Genomic DNA, 14210 nt, shown 5'->3' on the forward strand with positions numbered 1-14210 from the left:
TGCGTATTAAAAAGGTCTAAATTAATATCCTGGGTTTTGTGCAAATGTACCTTTAGCTGCACGGTCAATTTGCGTTTGCGGTATTGGACGTAAGTAGTGTTTCTCCGCAACTGCTGAAGCTTGTGGATTGTGTTTTTTCACTCTATCCACCAATAAACCCCAACGCTTCAAATCTAACCAACGTGTTTGTTCACCTGCCAACTCACGAGCACGCTCATCTACGATAAAGTCAAATGTAAGTTGGTCAGCAGTAATTTTCATAGCATCTTTTTTACCAGGCCAAGCAGCTCTTTCTCTTACTATGTTTACGTCAGCCAAAGCTTCTGCTTTTTTACCCATTTGGAACAAAGCTTCTGCTCTCATTAAATGTATATCCGCCAATCTCCAAACAAAATGATCTCTTGAACCTCTTGGCTCTGTTCTGTCAGAACGCTTAGTATCAAAGAATTTTTGCAAGGTTGGGAAAAGTGCTTCATTGTATGCACTTGGCACCAATACTTGGTATTTCTTGGTAGCTCTTTCTTCTTTGCTCATTTCGTATCCTGGGATAAAGATGGTCGTATCACCAGCAGCAAAAGTTACTTTAGCCTTTGAATTGTCAAATGATGTATTAAAAGTACCAGGGCTATTAGACTTCCAAGTATCTCTAAATGACTTTTTGTAACGAGAATCGTTTACTCTGTCAGCAAAAACTGTATTAAGAAGGAAATTAGTTGGTCTCAAACGCTTAAATGGTCTGCCATAGAAAACATCACGTACCATACCAGCTTGTGTATCATATTGCATACCAAAGAATAGGTGTAAGTTATTACCACCACCGCCTTCTCCGCCAACATTGGTAGCGTTAGAGATTTGGTCTGTAGTATATTGAACAGCAAAAACTACCTCTGCATTCTGTTGGTTGTCTTCGTTGTGCACTGCCGCAAAATCATCTAACAATTTGAAAGTATACTTAGTGATGAGGTTAGTACACAAGTCAGCCGCTTTCTGAAAATCATCCGCTGCCTTATTTGGGCCATAGGCCTTAGCCAAATATACCTTAGCCAATAGAGCTTCTGCTGAAGCCTTAGTAGCTCTACCGTAATCTGCTGAATGTGCTTTATTTTCAAGGTCAGCAATTGCTTCATTACAATCTTTGATAATTTGGGCATAAACCTCCGCTTCAGAATTTCTCTTTGCTTCTTTAGAAGGAGCCAAAGTTTCGGTTAATCTTAAATCTAAAGGCCCGTATTGTTGTAACAATATATAGTAATAATGAGCTCTTAAAAACTTAACCTCAGCAATTCTTAATTTCTTAGTAGCATCAGAAACACCTGTAACTGCAGCTGATCTCGCAATAACAGCATTACAAGTATTTATACCTCTATACATTTCGTCCCAAAGGATGTTCATGTAATCAACCGTTGGTTGTATCTGATTATCATAGAAATGAAATCCCTTATAACCACCGTCGGCTCCTGTAGCATAAATATCAGTACCGTATTCAGTCAAAGTAAGACCCAACTGCGTACCGTAAAATGTTCTCAGCGAAGAATATGCAGCTTTGGTAGCATCCTCAAATCCTTTGGCTGTATTCATATAATCATTACCGATGTTGGAGATTACTTCTTCCTTCAGTAAATCTTGGCAAGAGGTGCTCAAAAGTAACAAGCCACCTAGTGCAAATCCTTTTATTTTATTTATGTTCATGATAATCAATGCTTTAGAATTTAATATTTAGACCAAATGTAGTTACCGTTGTTGACGGTGTAACATCACTAGTAACCGCTGTTAAGCCTGTGGCAGAAGTTGTAATCGCCGCTTCAGGATCTACACCATTGTATTTAGACATATAGCTTGACCAAATCTTAGGCTGCTGAATTGAAGAATAAAAACGAACAGACTCTGCACCGATTTTCTTGGCAATACCTTTGCTAAATGTGTATCCGAAGTTGATGTTTCTCAACTTTATGAAAGTACCATCATAGTAAAACAAAGTAGAGTTGTAAACTGGGAACTCTTGGTTGCTTTTTGGACGAGGAAACTCATTGGTAGGATTGTTTGGCGTCCAGTAATCCACTTTGATTTGTTGGTAACGACCAGCTAATTGTAGTTGGTTTCTGTGGAAACCTGACAAAATAGTATTACCAAAACGTCCAACGAAGAAGAAACTTAAATCGAATCCTTTGAATTCGAATCTGTTTGTAAGACCCCCTGACCAATCTGGCACATCAGTACCTACTAATACACGGTCGTCTGCAGTTATTTTTCCATCGCCATTGGTATCTTGAACTTTTATTTGACCTACTTCAGAACCAAAAGCTTTGGCTTGATCAGCCTCATTGCTTTGCCAGATACCCTCTTTCTTCCAATCAAAGTAAGTATTTAAAGGATAGCCAATGAACCATCTATTTCCCAAGTCATCTACTTTACCGTTATACAATTCTACGATTTCTTCTTTGTTTTTAGTGAATTGGAAATCAGTAGTCCATTTAAATCCATTTTTTGTATTCACGTTAACCGTTGTAACACCTAGCTCTATACCCTTGTTTCTTGTATGACCTACGTTGTTACTGAAGAAGTTGAATCCAACAGAACCTGGCAAGAAGTCATTCAACAATAGGCTCTTGGTATTGGTTTCATACAATTCCAACGATCCTTGTACACGTCCACGAAGAACTGAGAAATCTAAACCAATATTGGCATTAGAAGAAGATTCCCATCTCAAATCAGGGTTACTGATTGTTCCTGGTCTAAATCCAAATGCTCCAGTTGCACCGAAAGCATAAGTAGTACGAGCCAATAAACCTTGTGTTTGATAAGGTGCAACCCCTTGGTTACCCACTTTTCCCCATCCACCACGAAGTTTCAACATATCTACAAAAGTGACGTTTTTCATGAAGTCTTCGTTGGTAATGTTCCAACCAACAGCTACTCCAGGGAAGTTACCATATTTGGTGTTTTCTCCAAATCGGCTAGAACCATCACGACGTAATGTGGCAGTCAACAAATATTTATCATTAAATGAATAATTCACACGACCCATAAATGAGTTAATCGTCCATTGTGTCAGACTAGATTGAACCCCCAAAACAGAAGTGGCAGAATTTAAACTATAAAACGATTGTGCCTGAGCAGGTATTCCTTGTACCTCTGTTCTATATCTTTCGAAGTTATCTTTTTGAATTGACTGAACACCGGTAACATTCAAAGTATGTTTGCCGAAGGTCTTGCTATAGTTCAAGATATTCTCCATGGTCATGTTGAAACCAAAACGGTTCTCGTTGAATGCTTGAGCATCTCCACGACGACGAGCGTTCGTCTCAGATCCAATGAATCTACCCCAACGCTGCTGTGTAAAGTCAGGACCAAGGTTTAATCTATAAGTCAACCCATCGATTATTTTTACTTCAGCATAAATTGAGTTGAATATTCTATACTTTTTGGTATTATCGATATTAACGCCTGGCACAACCTCGGAAAGTGGGTTTGATAATAATGCATCATTTGTTGGCTCAAATATTAAGCTACCATCTGCATTATAAGCAGCACCAAGTGGATTTGCATTAAGCGTATTTCCGTAAGGATTAAGGTTTTCACCGTTTCTTACTGAGTACATCATATAGGTTGACATACCTACTTTCAATCTTTTGTTTACTTGGTGGTCAATATTAGCACGAAGTGAATGACGTGTAAAGTCCAAAAGCTTTGTAATTCCTTTATCTTGGAAAAAACCACCCGAAATATAGAAAGAGGTTCTTTCATTACCACCTTGTACACCAATCGTATGGTTTTGCATCATACCTGTTCTAAGGATTAGGTCCTGATATTGTGTATTTCTACCTGCTGCTATACCTGCAGCTACGTTAGGGTCTCCACCTAATACTGCAATTTTGGCATCAGCCGCTGGATCTGATTTACCAGTTGGAACTGCATTTCCAGCAGCGTCTTTATATAAGTTAGTAGCTCTATAAGCCTCTCTTACATATTCTGCAAATTCATCTCCTGAAAAAAGCTCTAACTTACTGTAAGCATTTGAAGCACCCGCATAAGTGTCAAAAGTTACCGTAGTTTTTCCTTTGTTAGCACCTCTTTTGGTCGTTACCAAGATTACACCGTTTGCTCCTCTAGCACCATAAATGGCAGTAGCTGTAGCGTCTTTTAGTACTTCCATTGACTGGATGTCATTTGGGTTGATGTCTTCATATCCAGCAGAAAGCGGAATACCATCTACTACATAAAGTGGGTCGTTACCAGCGTTAAATGACCTACGACCACGAATTAGGATTCTTGGAGCAGAACCAGGCTTAGAACCCGACTGAGAAACGTCCACACCAGCTGCACGACCTTGCAATGCCTGTCCAAGAGAGGTTAGTGGCATTTCTGTGATTTGCTTGGCTGTTACCTGTGAAATCGCACCCGTCATCTGACTTTTTTTCTGAGTACCATATCCTACTACAACCACTTCTGAAAGGGCAGTTGCGTCTTCTACTAAAGAAACATTGATTTGGCTTTTAGATCCAATAGTTACCTCTTGCGAAACATAACCAATGTAAGAAAATACCAAAGTGTTTTTGTCACTTGGTACATTAACACTGTACGCTCCATCACCATCTGTTACAGCTCCATTTGTAGAGCTCTTCACCGTTACACTCACACCTGGAAGGCCATTGCCACCAGCATCCGTTACCTTGCCTGTAACTGCTCTTGACTGAGCCGCTACAAACTGCGATTGGAGGCAAAAAAGCACTCCAAAAAGGAAAAGTAAACTTTTCTTCATAGTTAAAAAATTGGTTAAAAAATTGAAAAAATCTTAATTGTTCTACGTTATTTTATACTTCTTAAAAACAAAGAAAAATATGACATTCTTGGAAAATGAATACTTTTCTTAGAATTTATACAAAATTAGTATGGCAAGGATGACTTACCTTCCAATAAAAAAGCAATTTATGATACGATTTTGACGACAATAGCCAAAAAAGTGTCGATAAAGTGTCATAATAAAATTTTTTAAAAACTTACTTGGATTTTGCAAAAATTTTATCAGTTCCGTAAGGCGTTCTTTGTGATCGGCTGAGCAATTTATTTGCATGCTCATTATTCGTAAATCTTTCGGCTTTAGGGTCCCAAAGTAATTTTCCAGGGATTTTCATGGCCACGTGACTCACCAAACAAACCGAACATGCTCGGTGTGCAATTTCTACTGGAGAAAGTACAGGCGTTTTTTTGAGGATTCCTTCTAACCAGTTGAGGTGATGCTCCTCACTTACTTGTAGTTTTATTTCATTATCTTTTATAACAGAAGTCAATATTTTAGGATCACTCGCATCTAAGGCTTTTGCACTTTTGGCCGCAGAAATTGGATCACTTGCTGAAGCGACATAGTTTCCTCGTGAAACAAAAATCCAACCTTCAGTTCCTTCATACCTTATGCCATTGGTATAGCCACCGCTGGTGTACATACTTATTCCGTTAGCATATTCGGCTTTTACCATAAAGTCGCCATGTACATTCCAGAGCCCTGCCTTTGGAAATTCAGCTACGGCTTCTACAGATATTGGTCCAGTAAGTTCGGTGTCCATCCCCCATGCAGCTGAGTCAAAATGGTGTTGACCCCAACCTGTAATCATTCCCGCCCCAAACTGCTCCATTCTAAGCCAACCTGGTCTGTCATAACCTTTTTGTGGGTGAACACCAATCTCCGTGTAAGGCATATTCGGTGTAGAACCTAGCCACATATCAAAATTGAATCCTTTTGGAATTGGCATTTCAGGAGCTGCAGGGCCTGCGGGATCTCCAGGCAAACCAATTTTAACAGTATGTAACTTACCTATTCTACCATTTCGTACCAACTCCGCCGCTATTCTGAACTGTGGAGAAGATCTCTGCTGAGTCCCAACTTGAAAAACCACACCTGTTTTATTTACAATATGAGCCAGTTGCCTACCTTCAGAGATGGTCAAAGAAGTTGGTTTTTGTAAATAGATATGCTTCCCGGCCAAAGCGGCCTCCATGGCTGGTTGTGAGTGCCAATGGTCGGGCGTGCTGATCATTACTGCATCAATATCTTTGTTCAACAACATTTCACGATAATCGTCATACATTTTGGTGTCCATGTATTTATCGTTACCCGTCTTTTTTGCATAATAACCATCAATTAGCTTTTTACCATCTTCGAGCCTGTTTCTATCTACATCGCAAGCCGCCATTATCCTAGCAGAATCGTGTTTCAATGTACTGGCTAAATCATGATCCCGGGCAATTCTGCCACAGCCAATTTGTCCAATATTCACTTTATTGCTAGGGGCGTTTTTACCAAAAACCGAAGATGGCACAATGGTGGGCATCGCAATCCCTAATGCAGCAGTTTTTAAGGTCTTATTTAAAAATTCTCTTCTTTCCATAATTGAATATTGATGATTTAAACGATTTCTATTTTTTGGGCTTTACTTTGGGCTTTTAGGGCGAGTTCCATGGCCAAGAAACAATGATCCTGGGTCATGGCAGTTTCTGTCCGGTTAATCACGTCGTTTACAAGTTTTTCTCCGTAAGAAAGTGGATACTCACTGCAGTCGAAGTAGGCAGTCTCTTTGTTGTTCGCCATATAAAGGTGGTTGCCAATATCCTTTCTGGCTATATCTATATTTTTCCTGATTTCTATAAAACCTTCTGTTCCAAGAATCGTCAATCTACCATCTCCCCAAGTTTTGAGACCATCAGGTGTAAACCAATCCACGCGGATATAACCCATTCCCTGGTTTCCCTTGAGCATTACATCGCCAAAATCTTCGAAAGTGGGATATTGTTTGTTGTTAAAATTCCCTACTTGAGAAGCCACCACTTGGGCTTGAGTAGATCTGGTAAAATGCAAAAATTGGTCAAACTGATGCGAAGCAATATCTGTAATTATTCCTCCAAAATATTTCTTTTCAAAAAACCATTCAGGCCGAGTCTTTGGGTTCATTCTATGTGGTCCCATACCGATGGTCTGCAATACTTTTCCAATTGCACCAGCTTTTACCAACTCACTGGCTTTTTCGGTCGCTCGGTTTTCGAATCTCTCGCTATAGACTATGGAGAAAATACGACCCGTTTCTTTCTGAATTTTTCTAACTTCTTTGAGTTGTTTGAGATCGGTAAGCCCAGGCTTGTCTACCATATAGTCTTTACCTGCCTTCATGGCTTTAATGCCAATATCTGCTCGCTCGCTTGGAATGGCCGAGCTCAGTATAAGATGAATCTCTTTGTTATCTAAAAGAATATTTTCATTGTTTACACGAGGAGCGTTTGGGAATCGTTTCGAAAAGTCGGAGGCCAAATCATTTTCTTTTGCATAAAAACCAACCATTTCTCCTCCTCCTCTAATAATAGCATTAGCCATGGAGTATATGTGACCGTGGTTGATACCTATAACTCCAAACTTTATTTTGGGTGCTAAGTTTTTAACAAATACCGGGGCCTTTTCAGTGTAAAATTTTGGCTGAGACTCAAAATCTCCCAAAAATGGCAACATACCGAAACCCGACAATTTCAACGAAGTTTCTCTCAAAAAACTTCTCCTATCCTGTTGTTTTTTCATATTCAAAGGTTGAATTTCTCTTATTATAATATTATTTTATATAAGAATTTTAACAAAAATAGGGTTTAGATTTATCAAAAACTACTAAACAGATGCTTATTGTGGTGATATTTTGACAGTAAAATTACAGTTTATGTAAAAATAGTCTTAAAAACAGGTGAGTGCATGATAATTATATGACAGTTTTATTATATTTTTGGAAAAAAAATACCAATTCTCATGAAACCTCAGCTTCTAAAAATTTCAAACCCTGCTGATACGTCGTTTAATTTGATTAAAATGGATGGGCCAAATTTCCCAACACCATGGCACTATCATCCTGAAATAGAGATTGTTCTGATGTTGGAAAGTACGGGCAAAAAGTATGTGGGTAGTAGTATTACTGATTTTGAGCCTGGAGATTTGTGCATGATTGGAAGTTTTTTACCTCACTATTACAAAAGTGACGATGCGTATATGAAAAACAACCCAAACCTAAGAGCTAGGTCAATGGTTGTACATTTTAATTCTGACTTTATTGGCAATCAATTTTGGGAAACTCCCGAAAGCTATAGTATTAAAAATCTATTGGAAAGAGCTAAACGAGGTTTACAATTTAGCAAAGAAACTTCTGCAAATATTCATCCGAAATTTGTTGAAATGTTTAATTTGGAGGGCATGGCTCGACTTTTAAAATTCTTGGAAGTGTTAGACGATATGGCCAAAAGTAGAGATTTGGAATTTCTCTCAACTGACCCAATACAAATCAGAAACGAGGTGGATTCGGATCGTATAAAAAAGGTGTTAGAGCACGTAAGTGAGAATTTCAAAAATCAAATTCGATTAGACGATGTGGCTCAATTGGCCAACATGAGCGAGTCGGCTTTTAGTAGATATTTCAAGAAAAGAACGCGTAAAACTTTTTCCAATTTCTTGACCGATATCAGAATTGAATATGCTTGCAAGATGCTTCAAAATGACAAATTGAGTATTTCCCAAATAGCATTTGACAGTGGTTTTTATAACCTATCCAACTTCAACCGTCAATTTAAAGCCATTAAGAAAATCACGCCTCTCGCTTACAGAATGAATTATTTGGATTGAGAATTAAAAATAAGATAACATGAAAATTCTCAACAAATATGTAAATTTGAGAAAGAAAAATCTATAGCTTATAATTCGTGTTAATAAATAATCTTCCATGCTAAACGCCATTCTTACGGGAATCTCCATAGGCTTAGGTTTGGCCGTTTCGGTCGGGCCTTATTTTCTTTTTTTGGTGAATACGAGCTTAGTTGAAGGAAAATCTTCTGCAAGTTATCTTGCAACGGGCGTGGCATTGAATGATTTGGTATTTTTGACGGTAGCATTTTTAAGTGTAAATTTTCTAATTCAAAATGTCACTTTTATAGAAAGTGCTAAAGGCTATGCTGGTTTCTTTATATTGGCATACGGATTTTTTACGATTCTTAAAAAACCATCTGAGAAATCGGAAAAGCCAGTTAAACTCAATCCCAAAGAAAAACTAAAAAACATACTTAAAGGATTTGCTTTCAATGGGTTAAATCCTAGCGTATTTGTGTTTTGGTTTGCTACGGTAGGCATTTTAATAAGCAAAACAAATTTTACCAGAAACCAAACTTTGGCGGTATTTCTGAGCATCGTTTGCACTACCTACACGAGTGATCTCATCAAAGTTCGACTGGCTGAGTTTTTTTCTCATTACTTCACCGAAAGTGTCATTAAAAATGTGAACAGAATCGTCGGCTCTCTTTTGATTGTTGGTGCTTGTTATTTGTTGGTAAAGGCGTTTGTTCTTTGACCCCTATATTATCCCCAATTCCTTCTTCAAAAAATATCCCGTATAACTCCCTTTTACTTTAGCAACTTGTTCTGGAGTGCCTTCGGCTACTATTTTGCCGCCTTTGTTTCCACCTTCGGGGCCGATATCTATTACGTGATCGGAAATTTTTATAACGTCTAGGTTGTGCTCAATAATCAAAATTGTGTTGCCTTTGTCTGCGAGTTTTTGAATGACGTCCAAGAGCTTTTTGATGTCTTGAAAATGCAAACCCGTGGTAGGCTCATCAAGAATATAAAGCGTTTTGCCTGTATCTTTTTTTGAAAGCTCTTCCGAAAGTTTTACCCTTTGTGCTTCTCCTCCTGAAAGTGTGGTGGCGTGCTGTCCAAGTGTAATATACCCAAGGCCCACATCGTTCAAAATCTGTACTTTACGATTAATTCTGGGTTGCACTTCGAAAAACGGAATCGCTTCCTCAACCGTCATATCCAACACATCTGAGATAGATTTTCCTTTAAACCTTACTTCTAGGGTTTCTCTATTAAACCGCTTTCCTTTACAGGTTTCACATTCTACATGTACATCTGGCAAGAAATCCATCTCTATCTTTTTCATACCAGCACCTTCGCAAGTTTCACAGCGGCCACCTTTTACATTAAAAGAAAAACGTCCAGGTTTATACCCTCTAATTTTGGATTCAGGAAGTTCAGCATACAATGTCCGAATGTCAGAAAACATGCCTGTATAAGTAGCAGGATTACTCCTTGGTGTGCGACCGATTGGCGACTGATCTACCTCAATTACCTTGTCTATATGCTCAAGTCCTTCTACTTTTTTGTATTCTAATGGCTCTTTTTTTGCTCTGAAAAAATAGTGATTGAGGATAGGAAATAGTGTTTCATGGATCAATGAGGACTTTCCACTACCGCTTACGCCTGTTACACTGGTTATTTTTCCCAGTGGCAACTTAAGATTTACGTTTTTCAGATTGTGCCCAACTGCTCCCTTTATACTAAGGAAATTTCCGTTTCCTTCTCTTCGTTTTTTGGGAACTTCTATTTTAACCCTATCACTCAGATAATCTGCCGTTATGCCTCCTTTGGCTATAAACTCCTCTGGTGTTCCGTAGCTCACTACCTTGCCCCCATGGCGGCCAGCACCGGGACCTATGTCTAAAATATAATCTGACTCCAACATCATGTCTTTGTCGTGTTCAACAACTAAAACTGTATTTCCAAGGTCACGAAGATCTTTGAGAGCAGTAATGAGTTTTACGTTGTCTCTTTGGTGCAAACCTATACTCGGCTCATCCATGATATAGAGAACGCCTACTAGCTGAGTCCCTATTTGGGTTGCCAATCTGATACGCTGAGCTTCACCACCGGAAAGGGTTTTTAGTGGCCTGTTCAAAGTCAAATAATCCAAGCCAATTCCGAACAAAAAGCCTATACGCTTCTTTATTTCTTTTAAAATTTCGGTAGCAATCTGATTTTGACGATCGTTTAATCTTTTCTCCAAAGATCCAAACCATTCTGACAAATCAGCAATGTCCATTTCAGATAGCTCGGCAATGTTTTTGTCATCAATCAAAAAATGAAGCGACTCTTTTCTTAACCTTTGACCATTACATTCAGGGCATTTTTTGATAAGCATAAAGTCTTTTATCCAGTCCTGTATTTTGTCTGAATCCGAATCTTGTTGTTTTTTAAGGAAATTCATTATTCCCTCAAAATTGGTATTCCAATCTGTTCCTGGATATTTTTTTGAAGGTACTGCAACTGGTTCTTCACTGCCGTAAAGAATGGTTTTTAGAGCCTCCTCAGGTATTTTCTCTATCGGAACACTGATGGAAGACTTATAACTTTTAAGAATTATTTCTATTTGTTTAAAAATCCACAAGTCGCGATATTCGCCCAAAGGAGCTATTCCTCCACGAGTAATAGACAGTGTTCGGTCTGGAATGATTGACTCTTCGGTGATTTCCTCCACCACACCCATGCCGTTACAGCTTGGACAAGCTCCATAAGGTGAATTAAATGAGAAGGAATTGGGAGAAGGGTCTTCGTAACTTATGCCTGCCTCCGGATCTGTAAGGTTTTGCGAAAGATATTGCACATTGCCTTTTTCATCCAATAAAAGCACCGAACCCTTTCCGAGTTTTAGGGCTGTTCCCACCGACTGACTAATTCTAAATCTATCTTCAGCTTTAGGTAAAACTCTGTCAACAACGATTTCAATATCATGTATTTTATATCGGTCGAGCTGCATTTTTGGTGAAACGTCCAATACCTCATTATCTACCCTAACTTTCTGATATCCCATTTTGGATATTTGAACAAAAAGCTCTCGGTAATGACCTTTTCTTCCTTTAACCAAAGGAGCCAAAATACTCACTTTTTTACCTGTATATTGGTCAAATATTTGCTCAATGATCTGGTCTTGAGTTTGTTTAACCATCGGCTTGCCCGTTTCATAACTATAGGCTATCCCCACCCTCGCAAACAAAAGACGAAGGAAATCGTAAATTTCAGTAGTAGTGCCGACAGTAGAACGTGGATTTTTAGAAGTCGTTTTTTGCTCAATACTGATTACCGGAGAAAGTCCATTGATTTTGTCCACATCTGGTCTTTCCATGTCACCAATAAAACTTCGTGCGTAGGCAGAGAAACTCTCCATGTAGCGACGCTGACCCTCGGCGTATATTGTATCAAATGCTAAGGAAGATTTGCCACTGCCGCTAATGCCTGTAATAACTACCAATTTATTACGCGGAATAACTACATCAATGTTTTTGAGGTTGTGTTCACGAGCACCGAAAACTTCTATTTGTTCGTGTCCTGTAAGTTCTACGTCGTTGAGTTTTTTATCTACCACCTTAAAGTTTTTGCTGAAAATTGTAAGAACCTCAAAATTAAACAAAAATAAGGCAGAATGGTTTTTTGGGTTTGAAATAAAGACGGAATTGCTAAAAAAGGTGGAGTATTTGTTTCCTTCAATTTTTTAACTGTAAATATTGGTGTCGATGTCTTTCGCCCTTTCAGGGCTCATTTGTATTCAATTCTATATCCTCTCTCTCAGGCCATTCGGCCTGAGCTAAAACATTTCGCCCTTTCAGGGCTTTTGGAATAGATTACTTAATTTTCATACTAAAGGGCTAAAGGCCCGAAATATTCTAGAATTGTGCTTCGCCCAATTAATTTGTCCCCAAAAGAACATACACTAGCCCTGAAAGGGCGAAAGATAATGCTCATTTAGTTTAATGGTTTTTTCAATGGAAGTCGGTGAAGATTTATGAATTGTAATCTCAATCCCAAACATATTTTTCATCATACACAATATCATACTTTTTTAATATTATACGATATTCATCTTCAAACGACTTTTTTTCGTGATGCTGCTTTTGGTTGGCAATATAATCTACAACTCTTTGAAGTTGACTTGGATTGACACTGAATGAACCATAACCATTTTGCCAATAAAAATCCTGAAATGCTTCCCCCTTAGTTTTTATCCATTTTGAGGAATTAGCTTTTACTATTTCTAAAAGCTTAGCTAGTGCTATCTTTTTAGAAAGAGAACACAAAATGTGTACGTGATTTCTATATCCACCTACTTTTATCGGGATACAATCTAGGGAATTACAAATGCCTCCTATATAGGCAAATAGGTCAACCTCAATTTCATCATTAATAAAATTTTGTTGATTTTTTGTGCCGAAAACGATGTGGACATAGTTTTTAATTAAGGTTTGTCCCATGTGAAATTTATTTTTCCAAAAATATGAAATAAACTTATTTCTTCAAACCCTTCCTCCGTTCTGCCACCATCAAATCTATCACCAAATCGTAGCTTCGTGAGCCTTGTTCCTGACCGTTGGACTTTAAAAACAAATCGTAAAAAGGACTAACCACATAAACTTGGATAGGATTTCTGAATTTTTTCCAAACTTGTCTTTCTTTTTCTCGGTCGGCTTTTACTTCTGGACTTAATTTATCAAAAAGCTTTTTTGAATAGGTGCTATCTATTTCCCAAACTTTATTCAATGCCCTGAAAACTGTTCCATAATAGGCCGAATATTGAAAAACCAGGTCTGGGTTGTTTTTACAGGATAAATAGGCCAAATAATTAGCTTCTTCTTCAGAAGCAAAACCCATTTGGTGTGCCATTTCATGTGTGGTTACATACGGTGTGTCGTAAATCATGTTGTTTGTATTGACGTTCGCCTCGCCAGTTGGGAACATATACACACCACTCGTACTCATATAGGCCAAAAGGTTGCTCCCTGAAGCCATTTTAATGGATGGGGTTGTGTAAGTCAGAAAAGGATAACGGACCTGTAAATTTCTATACCCGATTGGTGCGAACTCAAATACTTTTTCGAAAGTCAGGTCCCTTAGATTTGATTCTAAAATCCTTGATCTGGTGACATTTGTTGAGTCTATTAATTCTTTACAAAGACCTATAACTTCTTGATTTATAATATTTTTAGTATTCAAATTTAAAATTCTTTCTAGAGGCTTTTTGTGATAGGCCAAACCCCAAGTGAGCATAAAAAATAAATAAATTGGGGAAATGTATGCCAAAAAGTTTATTACGATTTGCTTAATTGAAACTTCCTTTTCTCTTATTCTAAAAATGGTTTTGATAATAAAATAAACAAAAAAAGCACTTAAACCATAGACCAAAATTAAGCCAATGGAAATACTTGTCCAACTGGTTATTATTCTTAAAAACCGAGAGACTATCTTAAAAAAACCTCTTGAATAATAGTATTCTACCCATTCTTCATTGGAGGTAATAATTTTAAAAAGAATAAATTGTATGGGCAGCAATATAATACTGATAATTTTCCAGCTGAGATTTTTCATGGTT

The 14210-nt window shown here is 38.0% G+C and carries 9 protein-coding genes; 2 read left to right on the forward strand and 7 right to left on the reverse strand.

Annotated elements, in window-relative coordinates:
* Positions 1-21: 21 nt before the first annotated feature.
* The 4 genes from EGI24_RS00205 to EGI24_RS00220 all read right to left on the reverse strand — a co-directional run bounded on the left by EGI24_RS00205 (position 22) and on the right by EGI24_RS00220 (position 7558).
* Entirely contained in the window at positions 22-1689 is a 1668-nt protein-coding gene (locus EGI24_RS00205) for a RagB/SusD family nutrient uptake outer membrane protein (RefSeq protein ID WP_255046129.1), read from the reverse strand.
* 13 nt (positions 1690-1702) lie between these two features.
* Entirely contained in the window at positions 1703-4759 is a 3057-nt protein-coding gene (locus tag EGI24_RS00210; RefSeq protein WP_255046130.1) for a TonB-dependent receptor, read from the reverse strand.
* Positions 4760-4997: 238 nt separating this feature from the next.
* Complete coding sequence (locus tag EGI24_RS00215; RefSeq protein ID WP_255046131.1) at positions 4998-6383, reverse strand: Gfo/Idh/MocA family protein; 1386 nt, start codon at positions 6381-6383, stop codon at positions 4998-5000.
* A gap of 17 nt (positions 6384-6400) precedes the next feature.
* On the reverse strand, positions 6401-7558 hold the full coding sequence (locus EGI24_RS00220; RefSeq protein WP_255046132.1) for a Gfo/Idh/MocA family protein: 1158 nt from the start codon (positions 7556-7558) through the stop codon (positions 6401-6403).
* 219 nt (positions 7559-7777) lie between these two features.
* Between EGI24_RS00220 and EGI24_RS00225 the strand changes: the two genes are divergently transcribed.
* Both EGI24_RS00225 and EGI24_RS00230 read left to right on the forward strand, forming a co-directional pair.
* Positions 7778-8641: an AraC family transcriptional regulator gene (locus EGI24_RS00225; RefSeq protein ID WP_255046133.1), complete on the forward strand. Its 864-nt coding sequence runs from the start codon at positions 7778-7780 to the stop codon at positions 8639-8641.
* Positions 8642-8738: 97 nt separating this feature from the next.
* Positions 8739-9359, forward strand: a complete 621-nt coding sequence (locus tag EGI24_RS00230; protein WP_255046134.1) for a LysE family translocator — start codon at positions 8739-8741, stop codon at positions 9357-9359.
* 3 nt (positions 9360-9362) lie between these two features.
* Here the strand turns inward: EGI24_RS00230 and uvrA are convergent, their stop codons facing one another.
* The 3 genes from uvrA to EGI24_RS00245 all read right to left on the reverse strand — a co-directional run bounded on the left by uvrA (position 9363) and on the right by EGI24_RS00245 (position 14206).
* Positions 9363-12212 (reverse strand): excinuclease ABC subunit UvrA, encoded by a 2850-nt coding sequence (gene uvrA, locus EGI24_RS00235; RefSeq protein ID WP_255046368.1) that lies wholly within the window; start codon positions 12210-12212, stop codon positions 9363-9365.
* A 430-nt stretch (positions 12213-12642) separates the two neighbouring features.
* On the reverse strand, positions 12643-13095 hold the full coding sequence (locus EGI24_RS00240) for a transposase (protein WP_255046135.1): 453 nt from the start codon (positions 13093-13095) through the stop codon (positions 12643-12645).
* A 34-nt stretch (positions 13096-13129) separates the two neighbouring features.
* Positions 13130-14206 (reverse strand): DUF3810 domain-containing protein, encoded by a 1077-nt coding sequence (locus EGI24_RS00245; protein ID WP_255046136.1) that lies wholly within the window; start codon positions 14204-14206, stop codon positions 13130-13132.
* Positions 14207-14210: the final 4 nt, after the last annotated feature.

Source organism: Lacihabitans sp. CS3-21 (genome assembly GCF_024343675.1).
GTDB lineage: Bacteria > Bacteroidota > Bacteroidia > Cytophagales > Spirosomataceae > Leadbetterella.